This is a genomic window from Propionispira arboris, from assembly GCF_900109225.1.
Classification (GTDB): domain Bacteria; phylum Bacillota; class Negativicutes; order Selenomonadales; family Selenomonadaceae; genus Propionispira; species Propionispira arboris.
Window position 1 is genome coordinate 28,194 of record NZ_FNZK01000009.1, and the last position, 18,396, is coordinate 46,589.

General features: G+C 37.9%; 13 protein-coding genes and 1 riboswitch. Of the genes, 11 read left to right on the plus strand and 2 right to left on the minus strand.

The annotated features are described in order from the left end of the window. Window positions 1–193 precede the first annotated feature (193 nt). The 3 genes from BMY14_RS10045 to BMY14_RS10055 all read left to right on the plus strand — a co-directional run bounded on the left by BMY14_RS10045 (window position 194) and on the right by BMY14_RS10055 (window position 4,499). Window positions 194–2,350 (plus strand): ornithine decarboxylase, encoded by a 2,157-nt coding sequence (locus BMY14_RS10045; protein WP_091831384.1) that lies wholly within the window; start codon window positions 194–196, stop codon window positions 2,348–2,350. Between the two features lie 81 nt (window positions 2,351–2,431). Continuing rightward, entirely contained in the window at window positions 2,432–3,760 is a 1,329-nt protein-coding gene (gene potE, locus BMY14_RS10050; RefSeq protein ID WP_091831386.1) for a putrescine-ornithine antiporter, read from the plus strand. 271 nt (window positions 3,761–4,031) lie between these two features. Next, on the plus strand, window positions 4,032–4,499 hold the full coding sequence (locus BMY14_RS10055) for a DUF3887 domain-containing protein (protein ID WP_091831388.1): 468 nt from the start codon (window positions 4,032–4,034) through the stop codon (window positions 4,497–4,499). Window positions 4,500–4,875: 376 nt separating this feature from the next. Here the strand turns inward: BMY14_RS10055 and BMY14_RS10060 are convergent, their stop codons facing one another. After that, window positions 4,876–5,880 (minus strand): sodium:calcium antiporter, encoded by a 1,005-nt coding sequence (locus BMY14_RS10060; RefSeq protein WP_091831390.1) that lies wholly within the window; start codon window positions 5,878–5,880, stop codon window positions 4,876–4,878. A 294-nt stretch (window positions 5,881–6,174) separates the two neighbouring features. After that, window positions 6,175–6,239: riboswitch (Fluoride riboswitch) on the plus strand. Window positions 6,240–6,373: 134 nt separating this feature from the next. Here BMY14_RS10060 and BMY14_RS10065 point away from each other — a divergent pair. The 8 genes from BMY14_RS10065 to BMY14_RS10100 all read left to right on the plus strand — a co-directional run bounded on the left by BMY14_RS10065 (window position 6,374) and on the right by BMY14_RS10100 (window position 18,074). After that, window positions 6,374–6,709, plus strand: coding sequence for a DUF190 domain-containing protein (locus BMY14_RS10065; protein ID WP_019553496.1), 336 nt, complete (start codon window positions 6,374–6,376; stop codon window positions 6,707–6,709). 14 nt (window positions 6,710–6,723) lie between these two features. Further along, on the plus strand, window positions 6,724–7,107 hold the full coding sequence (crcB, locus tag BMY14_RS10070) for a fluoride efflux transporter CrcB (protein ID WP_342741765.1): 384 nt from the start codon (window positions 6,724–6,726) through the stop codon (window positions 7,105–7,107). 126 nt (window positions 7,108–7,233) lie between these two features. Next, entirely contained in the window at window positions 7,234–7,923 is a 690-nt protein-coding gene (locus BMY14_RS10075) for a GntR family transcriptional regulator (RefSeq protein ID WP_091831392.1), read from the plus strand. A gap of 348 nt (window positions 7,924–8,271) precedes the next feature. Then, entirely contained in the window at window positions 8,272–9,351 is a 1,080-nt protein-coding gene (gene uxuA, locus BMY14_RS10080) for a mannonate dehydratase (RefSeq protein WP_091831394.1), read from the plus strand. A gap of 18 nt (window positions 9,352–9,369) precedes the next feature. Then, a complete protein-coding gene (locus BMY14_RS10085) occupies window positions 9,370–10,977 on the plus strand; it encodes a mannitol dehydrogenase family protein (RefSeq protein WP_091831395.1) in 1,608 nt (535 codons plus the stop codon). A gap of 130 nt (window positions 10,978–11,107) precedes the next feature. Next, window positions 11,108–12,898 (plus strand): MFS transporter, encoded by a 1,791-nt coding sequence (locus BMY14_RS10090; protein ID WP_091831396.1) that lies wholly within the window; start codon window positions 11,108–11,110, stop codon window positions 12,896–12,898. A gap of 94 nt (window positions 12,899–12,992) precedes the next feature. Continuing rightward, a complete protein-coding gene (locus BMY14_RS10095; protein WP_091831398.1) occupies window positions 12,993–15,503 on the plus strand; it encodes a glycoside hydrolase family 31 protein in 2,511 nt (836 codons plus the stop codon). An 81-nt stretch (window positions 15,504–15,584) separates the two neighbouring features. Continuing rightward, entirely contained in the window at window positions 15,585–18,074 is a 2,490-nt protein-coding gene (locus BMY14_RS10100; RefSeq protein WP_091831400.1) for a glycoside hydrolase family 31 protein, read from the plus strand. 101 nt (window positions 18,075–18,175) lie between these two features. Here BMY14_RS10100 and BMY14_RS20535 read toward each other — a convergent pair whose 3' ends face one another. Next, the gene (locus BMY14_RS20535; RefSeq protein WP_177177546.1) at window positions 18,176–18,334 is read right to left on the minus strand and encodes a hypothetical protein; all 159 of its coding nucleotides are present in this window, start codon (window positions 18,332–18,334) and stop codon (window positions 18,176–18,178) included. Between the last annotated feature and the right edge of the window lie 62 nt (window positions 18,335–18,396).

Consider the following 18,396-nt stretch of genomic DNA (forward strand, 5'->3'; position numbering starts at 1 on the left):
AAAAATCTAATTTAAAGATATTTTTATTGAAATATTTAGAATACAGATGTATAATAAAGATGTAAGTTGAATAGTTACATTAATAAATTTATAAAAACCCGACCGGCCGGAGGGTGAAGAGAACTTAAGACTTACCAAAAACTGCATAATACTTTTTTAGAAACTACTTCATTAGAATATTAGGAGGAAGCAAATGAAACATTTCAAAATTGCTTATGGACCTGAAGCTAAAAAGTATTTTACTACGGAACGGGATTTGGTAGAGGCAGGACAGACGGATTATACCGATGTGGCTGCCATTGTTCTTACGAGTGAAGAAACAAGCTATGCCAAGGCCGTTCAGGATACGAAGTTTGGTATTCCACTCTTTATCGTACTGGTCAAAGATGTCCCCTTGGAAGAAGCTTTCGTGGGGCGGGTTTATCATGTGATGGATACGACGCATTTTGATTTGCGTCTTTACAGCCGTCAGATTGAAGCGGCGGCTGTTTTATATGAAGAAAAAGTATTACCGCCTTTTTTCAAGGCGCTGAGTGAATATGTAGAAAGCGGCAATGCGGCGTTTGACTGTCCAGGTCATCAAGGCGGGCAATTTTTCCGCAAACATCCGGCAGGACGTTATCTTTACGAGTTTTACGGCGAAAACCTATTTCGATCCGATATCTGCAATGCGGATGTGAAACTGGGCGACCTTTTGATTCATGAAGGATTTGCCTGCGAAGCCCAAAAGCAAGCCGCACAAGTATTTAATGCGGATAAGACCTATTTTGTTTTAAATGGCACGTCAGCCTCCAATAAGGTTGTAACCAATGCCTTGCTCTCACCGGGCGATCTGGTTTTATTTGATCGCAATAACCATAAATCAATCCATCAGGGAGCTTTAACACAAGCGGGTGCTACACCAATTTATCTGGAAACAGCACGAAATCCATTTGGCTTTATTGGTGGGATTGACAGCCACTGCTTTGATGAAACGTATTTGCGTGAACAGATTGCCAAAGTTGCGCCACGCAAAACAAAAGAAAAACGACCTTTCCGCTTGGCGGTTATCCAGCTCGGAACGTATGACGGAACGATTTATAACGCCCGACAGGTCGTTGATAAAATCGGTTCTCTATGCGATTATATTTTGTTTGATTCAGCCTGGGTCGGTTATGAACAGTTTATTCCCATGATGAAAGACTGCTCACCGCTTTTATTGACGCTGACAAAAGATGATCCGGGTATTATTGTAACACAATCCGTTCATAAACAGCAGGCCGGATTTTCGCAGGCATCACAGATTCATAAAAAAGACAGCCATATAAAAGGGCAGAAACGATACTGCGATCATAAGCGCTTTAACAATGCGTTTATGCTTCATGCCTCGACGAGTCCATTCTATCCGCTTTTTGCAACCTTAGATGTGAATGCGAAGATTCACGCCGGTGAAGCTGGGCGCAAACTTTGGATGAGCTGTGTAAAAATGGGGATTGAAGCGAGAAAAGCAGTATTAAAGAATTGTTCGATGATTCAGCCGTTTATTCCTTTAATCGTAAACGGAAAAAAATGGCAAGATTATGATACCGATGAAATGGCGAATAATTTGGAGTTCTTTAACTTTCATCCGGGAGAAAAATGGCATTCGTTTGCAGGCTATGCGGAAAATCAATACTTTGTCGATCCTTGCAAATTAATGCTGACTACACCAGGGATTAAGGTTGATACCGGGGAATATGATACGTTCGGCATTCCGGCGACCATCTTAGCGAATTATTTGCGTGAAAACGGGATTATTCCGGAAAAATGCGATTTGAATTCCATTTTATTTTTACTGACACCAGCAGAAACTTCGACGAAATTGCAAAACCTTGTATCGCAAATTGCTCGTTTTGAAATTGCTATTAAGGAAGATTTGCCGCTGAGTGAAGTATTGCCAACCGTTTATAAAAATAATATGGATCGGTATGCAGGCTATACAATCCGTGCTTTATGTCAGGAAATGCATGATTTTTATAAGGAAAACAATGTAAAGAATTTGCAACGGGATTTATTCCGCAGTAAAACGTTACCACGGACAGCAATCAGCGCCCAGGAAGCACAATGGGCTTTAATTCGCAATGAAGCGGAACTTGTACCATTGACGCATATTGTGGATCGTGTTGCCTTGGAAGGAGCTCTACCATATCCGCCAGGCATTATCTGCGTTGTACCGGGTGAACGCTGGAATAAAACGGCACAGCATTATTTCTTGACGCTGGAAGCCGGAATTAATGACTTCCCAGGGTTTGCTCCTGAAATTCAAGGAGTCTATCTGCAACAAGCTGGAAATCTGATTAAAGGGTATGGCTATGTATTGAAAAAGGATTGATCTGACAGACGGCTTTTAGTCTGTCAGGTTCGTCTAAAAGCCGTCTGATATTTGTATCACCAGAAGAAAGGGTGAATCACAATGTCTGAAAAAAACAATAAAATGAGTGTTATGCAGCTCACTTTTTTAACGGCAATCAATATGATGGGTTCCGGCATTATTATGTTACCGACCAAACTGGCGGAAGTGGGGACGATTTCGATTGTTTCCTGGCTGGTGACGGCAACGGGTTCCATGGCACTGGCGTATGCTTTTGCCAAATGTGGGATGTTCAGTAAAAAGTCCGGCGGAATGGGTGGTTATGCAGAACATTCTTTTGGTAAAGCCGGAAATTTTATGGCGAATTATACGTATGGGATCTCTTTGGTTATTGCCAATACCGCAATTGCTATTTCGGCGGTAGGCTATGGGGCAGAACTTTTTGGCGTGACGCTTTCACCGTTTACCGTAAGCCTATGGACCATTTTTACCTTGTGGCTGGCAACTGTGCTGAATTTTGGCGGAGCCAGAATTACGGGGCAGATTAGTTCTTTCACGATTTTAGGAGTTATTATTCCGGTGGTCATATTGAGCATCTTTGGCTGGTTCTGGTTTGACAGCAGTTTATATATCGCTTCCTGGAATCCGCATGACTATCCGCAATTTGAAGCAATCAGCATGTCGATTTCCATGACGTTATGGGCTTTTCTGGGGCTTGAATCGGCATGTGCAAATACGGATGCCGTTGACAATCCAGAAAAGAACATCCCGATTGCTGTTTTAGGCGGGACATTAGGTGCCGGTGTTATTTATATTCTTTCAACAAATGTTATGGCAGGTATCGTACCAAACGCAATTATGGCTGAATCAACCGCACCGTTTGGACTTGTATTTGCGGCGATGTTCAATGATACAATCGGTAAAATTGTCATGGGACTCATGGTGATGTCCTGCTTTGGCTCTTTACTCGGCTGGCAGTTTACGATTGCACAAGTATTTAAAAGTTCGGCAGTAGAAGGCTACTTCCCCAAACTTTTCAGCAAGGTGACAAAAGCCGATGTACCGTTGACAGCGATGCTCATTATTACAGCTGTTCAGACAGGTCTGGCCTTGTCGACCATGAGCCCTTCTTTAAATAAACAGTTTAATATTCTGGTCGATTTGGCGGTTGTGACCAATATTATTCCATATCTCCTTTCGATGGCATCCGTGTCGGTTATTCAGGAAACCGCGGGCGTTCCTTTGGGGAAAAGCCGCTGGGTAAATTTTGTTGCTTTCGTGGGGTCAGTGTACAGTCTTTATGCGTTGTATGCCTGCGGCTTTACAGCGATGATGTATGGTGCGATGATTACCTTCGCCGGATGGACTTTATATGGATTTGTTTCGAAACGTTTTGATTTGATCTCCTCGGTTACAGATCGACATATTTAAATTAGCTTACCAACCATATGTTTATATATTTTACAGAAAAAACACTTTCAGCCAGCGGGATTACCGTGCTGAAAGTGTTTTTTTGCCGGCCTGGGCAGTGTACGTGTGTCAAATTATTTAAAAATATTATATAATGAAGTCAAGTGAGAAAGTGGCAATGGGTCATGAAAAATGAACAAAATGAATTTAAAATTAAAATAGAACATATGATGGGAAAAAGAGGCCGCTAGAATATAAAATTTTGGAATCAAAATAGAAAAGAGGGATAGGTTTGCAAAAGATAATAGTGATGCTTAGTATATGTTTACTTTTCTGCCTTAAAGCTGGCGATGTATATGCTGCGGAACCAGCAGAGGTTTGGCAGTATGAAAAAAATATAGAACAGGTGGCAGAACCATTAACAGAGCAAATGATGAAATCTATTAACGATGAAAATTATGATAGTTTTCAAAGCAATTTGAGTGCAAAGATGAAAGAAGTATTTCCTGAAAGTTCCTTTAAGAAAATGGTAGGTGATTTGAAAGATAAAGTTGGTATCTACAAAACTAAAGAAGTAATGAATATTGAATTGAGTACAGAGTATATGGTGATTAATTATAAAGGCATGTTTTCTCAAATGACGGATCCGATATTGATACGTGTGGTACTGATCAATGAAAACGGAAAAACATGTATTGGTGGGTTATGGTTTAATCCGATGAAACTTGCTGGTCATACGGACCCTAACCCTTTTAAATAAAGATGGAGTACAAAGCAATAATATTTAAAGAAGCGTAAGTATTTGCCTAACAGAGGCCGTGCTTTTGATGTGAAAGAGCAATGGGCATTTTTTGTAAAAGGGAATGCTTAAGCAAATGCGTGATCCATCAAACGAAATTGATTGGTTGGTATTGTCAGGTACAGAGGGACAATAAATAAAAAGAGTTATAGCAACTACAGCAAAGACGATAACGCAAGAAATAAAGGGTTTTATTGACAATGCCACTACTGGAGACATAAATAAGAGCGAAAGCTACTTTTTTATTATTGGTACAAATGGATCAGAACGCGGGGAATATCAGACGGAGAATAACGGATAGGATGCTAATTAAGCTATCGGGATGATCGTGTTATTTTTACCAAGTAGGAGGGGACTTCAGCAGAAAGATCATAGCAAATAAGAGATAAAACAATACGGAATACACTAAATGCACAGGATTAAATTTATTTCGTTTAAGTGTTATCAATAAATAAGAGACCGCAATAAGAGTAACGATACCGGCCCAAAGTAAATGTGCATCAAATAACCAAGGGGTAAAAAATATACCAAAAGCACTCGGTACAGTTGCTTGTATCATCATTGAACCACTAATATTTCCTAGAGCAAGTGTTTCTTTTCCTTGTTTAACCCATATAACTGCATTTAGAATTTCAGGTAATTCAGTAGCAATCGGGCTTAAAAGAAGAGATACAATAAGTGGAGATATTTCCCAGTAACTGCTAATTAATTCCAGATTTTTAACGAATAAATGTGAACTGGAAAATATTAATATTAAGGCAAATATCGTTTGTGCAAGAACCAAAAATGTTGAAGGTTCTTGCTTTTTGGGTTGAAATTTCAGTGGATTAAGTCGTAAACACTCTTCAACACATTCTGCACGCATTTCCCTAAAGAAATAGAATCCATAAGCTATTAAGAACAAAAAAGCCATTAAAGGTTTAATGCTAAAAACAAGTAAACCTAATAAAACCTTAAAGAAAAAAATAGATATAAACCACAATTGATCACGACTTAAATTTTTACGGTCAATATCCATTTTCATTCCTGACTTACGTTTTTTTCGATAGTAAATGATACTAAATCCTACAACTGCATAAGCAATAGTTCCAAGTACAAGCGGACCACCTAATGCTGCTCCAATACCAATGTCTTTTTGTTGACTGCTAGAATTAAAAGCTACAGCAACAAATGTTACAACACTTTCCGGTAAGGCAGTTCCAATAGCCGCTAAAATAGTTCCAACTGCACACTGGGAAACATTAAATTTCACGCCAACCCATTCAATGGCATTGACAAAAAGTTCACAGCTATAATAAATTATGATGATGCATATGATGAGCAATAAATAGGTACTAAACATTAATTATTACCTCCAATATTCATAATAAGAGCAAAAAAAGACTTTCGGCGCATTATAAAATGCACCAAAAGTCTCATTACGCAAAATTTGCGGGTACTACCAGGTTTCTCACCATTATGTTGATAGTACCTATATTAATTACTCCCTTTTGAAATGTAAGACCTTAGTATAGCTTTTTTCTGTCTTAGCGTCAAGGTACTGCGGGATTTTTAGTTTTTAATGGAGATTTTTTATTTTGCAGATATGGTTATGTACCGTTGACGGCTATGCTGATTCTTGATATAATCAATTCAATCTCTTATAGGCGATGGAGTTCGCCATAAATTTGTTCGGTGAACAATGATGACTCCTACCATTTTTCTAAATGGTAGGAGTCTATTTTTTTGTCGGAGAATGTGTTTAAACGATTATGAGGATAGAATATGTGGAGTGAATATCTGATGGAAGTATGACATAATAGGAGATAAGAAATTTTATTATAGGAGGGACTTTTATGGCTGCTATTAAAAAGTGCGCGAAACGGTTACGGATTTATATCGGTGAAACGGATCATTATGACCGCATTGTAAAAAAAGCCAAGGAGCTTGATATGGCAGGGGTTACGGTTTTTCGTGGGATCATGGGTTATGGTGAAAACAATCGGCAAATTCGGTCGGCAAAGTTGGTGGAGCTATCCTGTGATTTGCCGATTGTGATTGAAATTATCGACAGTGAGGAATATATTGATAAATTCATGCCGCATTTGGATACGCTTGTGCAAAAAGGTATGATTACGATTGATGATGTTAAAGTTTTAAAATATGGGAAGCAGCTTCCCGGGCATGAATAAAGGTGGGGTCAGTGGTGTTTAGTATCGATCAAATTTTAATTGTTTTATTTGGCGGTGGCTGTGGTGCGGTGTCACGTTATGTTTTAACAACGTGGATTGCGAGTAAATATGGGGCGTATTTTCCGTTTGGTACATTATTTGTTAATGTAGCGGGGTGTTTTGTTATGGGCTTTTTTATGATGCTGACAACCGATCGTTTTACAGTGTCAACCAATCTGAGACTTTTGGTTACGGTTGGATTTTTGGGTGGGTTAACAACGTTTTCTTCTTTTGGCTATGAAACGATGCAGTTTTTACGCGAGGGTGATTTAGTGAACGCGTTTATGAATATGGGAGCTAATTTATTTATCGGGTTACTTGCTCTTTGGCTGGGAATCCTAACAGCAAAGTTAATATGAAATTTTTTTCATAGACGAAGATACTTCTGCGAGTATTTTACAGCATAGTAAAAGTTTTGCCAAAAACTTTTTTCTGTGCTAGAGTAAGGATTAGTTGAGAAAAACCACGTCGTAGGAGCGAATGATATGAAGTTGGAGATTTCAGAAAAGAAAAAATATGAATCGATACGTGAATATGCTTTGCGAATCATGAATAAAAACTTGTTGAATATGAATCTCGCCCCCGGCATGGCTTTGTCAGAGCAGGAAATAGCCAATGAACTGGAGATAAGCCGGACTCCTGTGCGGGAGGCGTTTATTCGCTTGGCTCATGATAATTTATTGGATATTTTGCCGCAAAAGGGTACTTATGTAGCAAAGATAGATTTGGGACAGGTTGCAGAATCTATTTTTTTGCGGGAAACGATGGAACATGCAATTATGCAAGTCGCCTGTAAAAATTTTTCGGAAAGTAGTCTGCAAAAATTGCAGTCTTGTTTGGATTTACAGGAACTTTGTGTGAAAAGAGATGACTTTCCACGTTTTTTTGAAATGGATGGAACGTTTCATGGGATCATCTTTGCTGCGTGTGATAAAACTCGGATTTGGCAAATGATTGAGCAGATGAGTTTGAACTATAATAGAGTTCGCATGCTGAATTTGGTGAATGGGTATTATGAAATGCCAAAGCTGTTTGGTCAGCATGAGGATATTTTTATGGCAATTGAGCAGTCCAATTGGGAAAAAGGCGAGAAAGTTATAGGCGAGCATATTAATAAAGTGTTAAAAGATACAGAAGATTTAAAAGAGAAATATCCATTATATTTCAAAGACTAAGAGATGTTATCCCTTGCAGAATATTTTATTTTGCCGGGGATATTTTTATATAAGAAATTACATCCAGTTTATCAGTCTGTCAGGAATGGGATATAGAGCATCGTTTGCTTCCTCCGTAACGCCACTCAACCCTATATCCCATTCCTGACGAGTGTCATATAAAAATATTTAATGCAACTTATATAGATAAAAGTCAGATTATTTATAAAACTTCAATATGTGGAGATAATAGAAGAAAATTAAAGATAATAAATGATAATTATAATAAAATGCATGAAAATAAAATTGTTATTAAAATACTAGTATGGTAGTATGTCTATAACAATTATAGAGCTGGAGGAATTTAAAATGAAGATGACATTCCGTTGGTATGGGAAAGATGAAGATAAAATTACATTGCAGCAAATTCGGCAAATTCCAGGTATGGATGGTGTTGTTGGTGCATTATTTGATGTACCGGTAGGTGACGTTTGGCCGTTAGATAAAATTATGTGTCTTAAAAAAGAGATTGAAGATCATGGACTTGCTTTTGAAACGGTAGAAAGTGTTAATGTACATGAAGATATTAAACTTGGTTTACCAAGCCGGGATAAATATATTGAAAATTATATTGAATCTTTAAAAAATCTTAGCAAAGCCGGCGTTACGGTTGTTTGTTATAATTTTATGCCGGTTTTTGATTGGACTCGTACGGAGCTTGCAAAACCGCTTTATGATGGGTCTACGGCATTAGCCTTTGACTATCACTTAATTGAGGGGAAAGATCCCCAGACGATGGTAAAAGAAATTCAGGCAAGCAGTAACGGGTTTTCTTTGCCTGGCTGGGAACCGGAACGTTTGAAAGAATTGACGCATTTATTTGAGCAATACAGCGATGTTGATGAAGAAAAACTATTTGAAAATCTTGGCTATTTTTTGAAAGCAGTTGTGCCGAAAGCCGAGCAATATGGGATTCAATTAGCAATCCATCCGGATGATCCACCTTGCAGCGTGTTTGGCTTACCGCGTATTGTGACAAGTGAGAAAAATTTAGCACGTATTGTGGACTTGGTAGACAGCCCAAGCAATGCACTAACAATTTGCAGTGGGTCACTCGGCGCAAATCGGGAAAATGATATTCCACAAATTATTCGGCATTTTGGGAAAATGAATCGTTTAGCTTTTGCACATATAAGAAATGTTCAAGTGCATGAACCATGGGTATTTAATGAAGTTGCCCATAAATCAAAATTTGGTTCGCTTGATGTATATGAAATGATGCGTGCCTTGTACGATGTTAATTTCACTGGACCGGTTCGTCCGGATCATGGCAGAATGATTTGGGGAGAGGTTGGACGCCCGGGTTATGGACTTTTTGATCGAGCCCTTGGTGCGAACTATTTATGCGGCTTGTGGGATGCCATTTGCCGGGAAAATAGCAGAAAATAGTAGAAAGAAGGATATAAGATGAAACTCAATGTGGAAAGTATGCAAGATGTATTTACTTGGAAAAGTAAAGGAATAGCATTACCAGAGTTTGATCGCAGCAAAATGCTGCAGGAAACCGCAAAAAATCCAAGCTGGCTGCATTTTGGACCGGGAAATATATTTCGTGCTTTTATTGCTTCCTTGCAGCAGAATTTGTTAAATCAAGGGGCTGTGAACACGGGAATCATAGTAGCCGCAACGAATACTAGGGAAATCATTGAAAAAATTTATCAGCCACATGATAATTTGAACTTATTGGTTACGTTGTATCCAGATCAAACCACTCGCAAAACTGTAATTGGCAGCATTGCAGAAAGCTTGACTTGCCGTACGGAAGAAAAAGCTGATTGGGAGCGGCTGCAAGAAATTTTGTGTAGACCATCGCTTCAGATTATGAGCTTTACGATTACCGAAAAAGGGTACAAGATCAAGGCGAAAGATGATACTTACTTACCTGATATTGCTGCAGATCTGCTAGCTGGACCCAAAGCACCGCAAAGCTTTTTAGCAAGGGTAGTTTCGTTACTCTATGAACGTTATATAGCAGGTGCTTGTCCGTTAACGCTTTTGAGTCTGGATAATTGTTCACAAAATGGTCTGGTCTTGAAAAAGGCAGTACAAGAGATTGCCCAAAACTGGGAACAAACAGGTCTTGTCAAAGCTGGTTTCATGGAGTATTTAAGGCAACAAGTCGCTTATCCGTGCAGTATGATTGATAAAATAACACCACGTCCGTCTGAAAAAATACAAAAAGAACTTTTGCAAGACGGATTTACGGATATGGAGTTTATTTCTAGCCAACGTGGTGGCTGTTATGCTCCTTTTGTCAATGCGGAAAAGACCGAATATTTGGTCGTAGAAGATACATTCCTTAATGGAAGGCCGCCTCTCGAAAAAGCTGGTGTGATTTTCACAAACCGCCAGACGGTTGATTGTGTGGAAAAAATGAAGGTTTGTACATGTTTGAATCCACTGCATACAGCATTGGCGGTTTTTGGCTGTTTGTTAGGTTATACATTAATTGCCGATGAAATGAAAAATCCGTTGCTCTATAAGCTTGTTGAAAATATTGGTTATCAAGAAGGTATGAAAGTTGTCGCCGATCCAGGGGTATTAAATCCACAAGATTTTCTACGGGAATGTTTGACAGAACGTTTTCCAAACCCCGCAATACCGGATACACCACAGCGCATAGCTTGTGATACTTCACAAAAACTTGGCATTCGATTTGGTGAAACGATTAAAGCGTACCAAAAATCACCAGATTTAGATGTGAAAAACCTTACGTACATTCCCTTGACGATTGCGGGCTGGTGTCGTTATTTGCTGGGTCTTGACGATTCTGGCAATTCATTTACGGTGAGTCCCGATCCATTATTGGAAGAGTTACAGGGGCATTTGGCCGATGTACATTTTGGTACAAACATGGATGTTCATGCTGCTTTAAAAACGATTCTCAGCGATCCAACTATTTTTGGCTTGGATTTATATAAAATTGGGCTAGGAGATCGGATTGAAGTCTATTTTAAAGAAATGATTACTGGACCGGAAGCTGTTCAGAAAACTTTGCGGAAATATTTGGGCTGAAATGTGAGATTTGAAAGGGGGCTGTGAAAGTTCCCTTTCAGTTCTTACCATTTAAAATTATCCTGAAATAATTATCAGAATATATAAAAAATACAAGCGACTTTCAATTTAGAATATAGGAGGAATTCATATGACTGCGAAAAACAGAAAAATTACAATTCCGATTGGCATTGGCTATGGATTAACTGATTTAATGGGTGGCGGTGCATTTACCATTATCGGAGCGTGGATGCTTTTCTTTTATACAACCTATGCAGGCTTAACACCAGTTCAGGCTGCTTCCATAGTCGGAATTGCTCGGATCGTTGATGCGGTTGTCAGTCTGGCGATTGGCAGTATATCCGATAATTTTTTCAAGAATAGTCTTGGAAAACGGTTCGGACGCCGCCGCTTTTTCTTACTAATTGGGTCACCCCTCATGTTGGTGTATGCTTTGCTTTGGCTTACCGGCATGAGTTATTGGTATTATCTAACCTGTTATTTAGCTTTTGAAATTATTGCAGCGATGGTATTGATACCTTGGGAAACTTTACCATCAGAAATGACAACCGATTTTAACTCTCGAACCAAGCTGTCGACCTGTCGTATGTTTATATCCTCTACGGGTGTTTTTTTAGCTACGTTTATTCCATCCATCTTAATTCGTTATTTTGGTGAAAATAATGCGTATGCTTATACGTTAAATGGTACGATTTTTGCGGTATTGTTTGCGATCTGCCTCTTTATTAGCTATAAAGTGACTTGGGAAAGAGATCTTACCGCGAAAATGAAAGAAGAACTTCTTCAAGCTGAAGTGCCACAAAGTTTTGCACAAAGATGTGCCAGTATTGTCTATATTGCCCAAGAATATTGGTCTACTTTAAAGGTTAAAGCTTTTCGTCAACATTTATTGATCTATATTTGTTCTTTTACGGGAAAAGATGTTTTTAATACAATCTTTATTTTCTTTGCTGTATTTTGTCTGGATCTTCCATCAGCAAATGCCGCAGATATACTTTCACTTAGTCTTATTGGAATACCGACAACAATTGCGGGTGGTTTCTTAATGATTAAATTTGGCCCGCGCAATTTGTTTAAAATTTCGTATATAACAATGATTGCCTGTTTGTTTGGCTTTTTTGCCGTATATCTTTATGATCCGGCTTCAAAATTAGCTATTTTATATGCACTTGGTTTTTTCTATCAAATTGGTCGTCAGCTTCTCGAATTTACACCCTGGAATGTTTTTCCTTTTATTCCGGATGTAGATGAAATTATATCACAGAAAAGAAGAGAAGGTTTGTTTGCGGCGGTAATGACTTTTTCGAGAAAAACTACAGTAGCAATTGCTACCATTATTGTAGGTTTTGTTATGCAAGAAGGTGGCTTTGTTAAAGGGCAGTTAGTCCAATCACCAGAAGCGATTCATACGATTGCGAATACATTATTGATTGGAACAGCTGGTTTGATTGGTATTGCATTGTATTTTGCCTGGCACTTTAAGCTGAATAAACAAACCCATGCGGTGTTGATTCAAGAAATTGATCGTTTAAAAGCTGGGGGAAGTAAAGCGGATGTCAGTATTGAAGCAAGGGCGGTTACAGAAGAGTTAACAGGGTATAAATATGAAGAGCTTTGGAGTCAGCCAAATGAAGTAGAAAATCCAAAAGGAGTGGAAGCGGATCAATTGGTTTTGGCAAATGCAATTTTGAAAAATGTTGGTGGTGCCTATAATATTGATTATTATACATATTGCGCTACCCGTCTAAGAATTACATTATCCGATAATACAGCGGCAAATTGCGAAGTTTTAAAGAATTTAGATGGTGTTAAAGATGCTGTTATCGTTGGTGAACAGCTCCAGGTAGCTTTGGAGAAAAAAGTAAATCGTGCTTATAATGCTTTACAAAGCGTAATTGGCATAAAAAATAAAAAGAAATAATTGTCGGGGAGTATTGCATTTGAAGCGGTTATGAAACCGCTTCAAACTTATTTTATACGTTTATGAATTTTGATGTTAAAGGAGTGCTGCTGCTTTGATTTGTGCAACAAAAGTTACAAACAGCAAAAAAATCGAAAATGGTTATTTGATAGAAACGGATGGACCCTTTATAAAGCTTATTTTTTTAACGAAAGATATTATTAGAATAAGGACATCATTTGATAAAAAATTTATTGAAGAATCTTATGTACTAACTTTAACCGCCTGGGAAGATCGATTTGATAACTTTCTAGGTAAGGAAAGAAAACGAATCAAAGCGCTTGATGTTTCGTATACGGAAGATAAACAAAAAATGATCTTTAAAACGAGCAGTTTAATACTCGAGCTCTATAAAGAACCATTTGGTTTCAAATTATATGATCATAATAAAGTGTTGTTGTATTCCGATTTGATAGGCAGATCTTTTGTCAAAGATCAGTTAGGCAGAAGATATCATTATAATGCGATTGATTTAGATAAAGATCATTTTTATGGGTTTGGTGAAAAAACAGGAAACTTAGACAAAAAAGGACAACGGATGATGATGAGCCCTAAAGATGCGATTGGACATGATCCCGAAAATGGCGATCCTTTGTACAAACATATTCCGTTTTATATTCGCATCAATGAAACCAGCAAAAAGGCAGTGGGTCTGTTTTACAATAACTCATATGATGCCGTTTTTGATATGGGCCGTGAAATTAGTGGTTATTGGCCACGCTATAGTTATTATATGACCGATGGTGGTGATATTGATTTATTTTTAATTCATGGACCAAAAGTTAAAGATGTAGTGACGAAATATACAGATTTAACAGGTAAGCAGGCGTTTCCACCTAAGCAGTCATTAGGGTATACGGCTTCGACAATGTATTATGCTGAGCTCAAAGAAAACTGTGATCAAGAAATTTACAATGTGATTGATAAACATAGCAAAGAGGACATACCAATTGATAATTTTTGGCTGGCATCCGGATATTCGTCTGGTGAAGAAGATAATTTACGTTATACCTTTAACTGGAATCATAAAAAATTTCCTAGCGTAAATGAATTTTTTCGCAGTATGAATGATAAGGGAATTAATGTTATACCAAACTTAAAACCGGGTGTACTAAAAAATCATCCTTATGCTAAATATTATGCAGAACAATCGGCTTTTATTAAAGATGCAGACAATAAAGAAGCCTGCTTGGGAAACTGGTGGGGTGGACTTGGGAAATTTATTGATTTTAGCAAACCAAGCGGTAGAAATGCATGGAAGAAATTGCTAAAGGAAAACATTTTGACAAAGGGAACCAGTACCGTATGGAACGATAATTGTGAATATGATGGGATTACGAATAAAGAAGCTATTTGTGATTTTGATGGCGGCTTAGGGACTATGGCACAGTTGAAAAGTCTGCAGAGTAATTTAATGGCACATGCTGGGAGAGAGGCAATTGCCGAAGTTTATCCAGAGGCTCGTCCTTATATCATTAGCCGAGCCGGGTTTGCCGGGATTCAAAGATATGCACAAACTTGGGCCGGCGATAATTTGACAGATTGGCGTACGCCTAAGTTTAATATCAATACAATTATTGGTATGGGTCTGTCTGGTGTAGCGAATAATGGTTGTGATATTGGCGGCTTTGCGGGAAAAGCACCTGAGGCTGAACTATTATTACGCTGGATTCAAAACGGCATTTTTCAACCTAGGTTTGTTATAAATTCGGCAAATAATGATAATACAGTGACGGAACCATGGATGTATGCTGAAAATATTGAATTCGTCAGAGCAGCCTACAAATTAAGATATAAATTATTGCCATATATGTACTCCTTAATGTATGAAGCTTGCAGTGAAGGTACACCGATTATTAGACCGTTGTTTTTAGAATTTCAAGACGATACAAGATGTTTGACGGATGATAACTTTACGTTTATGTTTGGATCAAGCATATTAGTAGCGAATGTTTTTGATAAGGGGGCAGTATCTAGGAAATTATACTTGCCGGCCGGATCAGATTGGTATTACTGGGAAACAATGGAGAAATTTGATGGTGGACAAGAGATTGAAATACCGATATCTTTAGCATCAATTCCAATGTTTTTTCGAGATACTGCTATTGTGCCAATGACCGAGGACATATCAAATATCAGTAAAGATCAAGTTGAAAAATTAGAATTGGTTATTGCGACGGATAGGAACAGCAAATTTACATTTTATGAAGATGATGGAAAAACGAATGAATATTTAAATGGTACATATTTAAAAACTATGATTACGGTAAAAAATAAAATAAGATCAGAAATTATTTTTCATAAAGAGGGTAAATTTGTTTCAAGTATTGAAAGCATATTTTTAAAGGTAATTCATAAAGAAAAAGGGGCTTATTGGGTTACTGTTAATGAGAAGCAGCTAAAACAGTATTTACATGTTGATACCTTCGCCAAAGCAGTTGAAGGGTGGTATTATAATCCTTCAAGGGGAGTTGTATGCATAAAATATAAAAATATTCCAATTGATTACAAAGTCGTGGTCAGTTTTGAAAAATTCGATTTAATTGGCATGGACGATGAATTGTAAATATATGATATTGCATGAATTAAAAATTGCGACAGCTAGGGGTATTATAAAAAATAAAGATTATCGAGGGAGGCCTTGCTTATGAAAGTGAGCAGAAAAATTGTAAAAATAGAGAATCATCATACTTATTTAGATATAGAGACAGATGCGGGTAAGTATCGATTGATCTTGTTAAATGACGATATTGTACGGATTCGCTGTACGTTTGCAGCTGAATTCAAACCAGAGGCTTCCTATGCACTGGTCCTGACAGCTTGGCAAGATCATATGGACGAGTTGCTGCAAGGCGAAAGAAAAAGAGTAGAAGCCATTGCTGTGGCTTATCAAGATTGTGATACTTATATTTTATGGGCTGCTAAAAAATTAAATATCAAAATTCACAAAAATCCTTTTGCAATAGAGATTTCAGATAAAAACGGAAATATATTGCATTCCGATTTACAAGAAAAAGCCAGTGTGCAAGATGACTTAGGGAGAATTTATCATTATTCCTGTATGGATGATGATGATTATTTTTATGGGTTTGGCGAAAAAGCAGGAGTTTTAAATAAGAAGAAACGTCGAATGAGAATGCATAATGTTGATACGCTTGGCTATGATTCCGAATTGACAGATCCACTGTATAAGCATATTCCGTTTTATATTAAGCTAAATAGCAAAAACAATATAGCGAGCGGTTTATTCTATAACAACTCCTACGATTCTGTTTTCGATATGGGTTGTGAAAGAAGTGGGTATTGGAATACGTATAGCTATTTTTGCGCAGATGGAGGAGAGCTCGATGTATTCTTTATTTGTGGGCCGAAAATAAAAGATGTCATAAAAAATTATACGGATTTAACAGGAAAAACAATCTTGCCAGCAAAATATTCCTTGGGCTACATGGGATCTACGATGTATTATACGGAATTAGATGTTTCTGCTGACAAGGCTATTCTACAATTTTTGGACAAATGCAAAGAAGAAGAAATTCCGTGCGATGGATTTTTCTTGTCTTCAGGTTATACTGCAGGGGCGGATGGAAAAAGATATGTATTTAACTGGAACTATGACCGCTTTACGAATCCTCAAGGATTTGTAGAAGAAATGAAGGAAAAGGGCGCTGCATTAGCACCCAATATCAAACCGGGCATGTTAACGACGCATCCTTTATATAAAGAGTTTGCTGCGGCCGGGGCCTATATAAAAGATGACAGTGATGAGAAACCGCAAACTGACAGGTATTGGGGGGGACAAGCTTCTTTTGTTGATTTTACAAACCCTAAAGGTCGTGAACTTTGGAAAAAGCATTTGCAAGAAGCAATTGTTTCCCTTGGAATTACCTCAATCTGGAATGACAATAATGAATATGAAATGAATGATTTAGCATCAATTTGTCACTATGAGGGACTGAAGGAAAACGTGAGTGCCTTGCGCCCCCTTATGCCAAATCTTATGGCCTTTATGGCTAAAGAAACCGTTTTAGAGACGTATCCTAATATTAGGCCTTATATTGTCAGCCGAGCTGGGTTTGCCGGTATTCAACGTTATGCCCAAACCTGGGCGGGGGATAATAATACAAGCTGGAAAAGTTTAAAATTCAATATTCCGGTGATACTCGGTATGGGTTTGTCCGGGGTAGCGAATCAGGGCTGTGACATTGGAGGATTTTTTGGACCGGCCCCTGAACCGGAACTCTTTGTCCGATGGATACAAAACGGAATTTTCCAACCGAGATTTTCAATTCATTCTTGCAATACGGACAATACTGTTACGGAACCGTGGATGTTCCCTTCATATACAAAATATATTAAGGCGGCTATTCAATTGAGGTATCGTTTAGTTCCTTATTTGTATTCATTGCTTGTGGAGGCGGCTACTGAAGGTTCACCGATTATGAGACCCTTAATTTATGAATTCCAAGATGATCACAATGTACTGGAAGAGAGTTTTGATTTTATGCTAGGCAGTTCCTTGTTGATTGCTAATATCTTAGATAAGGGTGCAAAAACAAGGCAGGTTTATTTGCCAGCAGGAGCAGAATGGTTTGACTGGTATACTAAGAAGCGTTACGAGGGCGGACAAATAATTGAAGTAGAAGTATCGCTGGGTTCCATTCCGATGTTTATTAGAAGTGGTGCTATTATACCAATGAGCGAAGAATTAACGAATATTCATAAGGCTGTAGGTGAAACACTGCATCTGCTTGTGGAAGTCTCAAGCGAGGCGGAATTTAGCTTATATGAAGATGATGGTATTACAAATCACTATAAACACGGCGATTATTTGAAAACAAAAGTTAATATCAACAAAAGTAATGGCACGAAAATTACCTTTACGCCGGAAGGCAGCTTTTTGACACCCGTTAAAGTAGTGCAGTTAGACCTAATCTGCCATGATATCGCACCAATTCAAATTAGATTGCAGGATAGGAAACTCTCGATGTTTCTAAATCAACGGGAATGGCAAGCAAGTACTGCCGGCTGGTACTATGATATGGAACAAAAAACAGCTAAAATTAAATATAGTAATATAAATGCAACCTACACCATACATGCCGATTTTGCTGTTAAAGATTTAATTTCGGTGTAAGTAATGCAAAAATAAGGACAAGGGGAGACGAATCCCGCTTGTCCTTATTTTTATAAGTGTGTTTTAAATTTTGCTGATCAATTTTATATGAAATGACAGTGTTAAAATGTAAGCACTATTTTACAAACTTCAGCGGGATTTGTATCCATAACTGTAAAAGCTTTTTTGGCATCATACAAAACTTCATTTTCTCCACAGTCAGGAATTGGACGTTCTACAATTGTGATTTCGCCAGGTTTTAGCACTTCAATTGCTTTCATAAGCTGCAGCCTCATTTCTTATATCTTTTATGTAAACCATACGGATAATTCGTTTTGGTCAA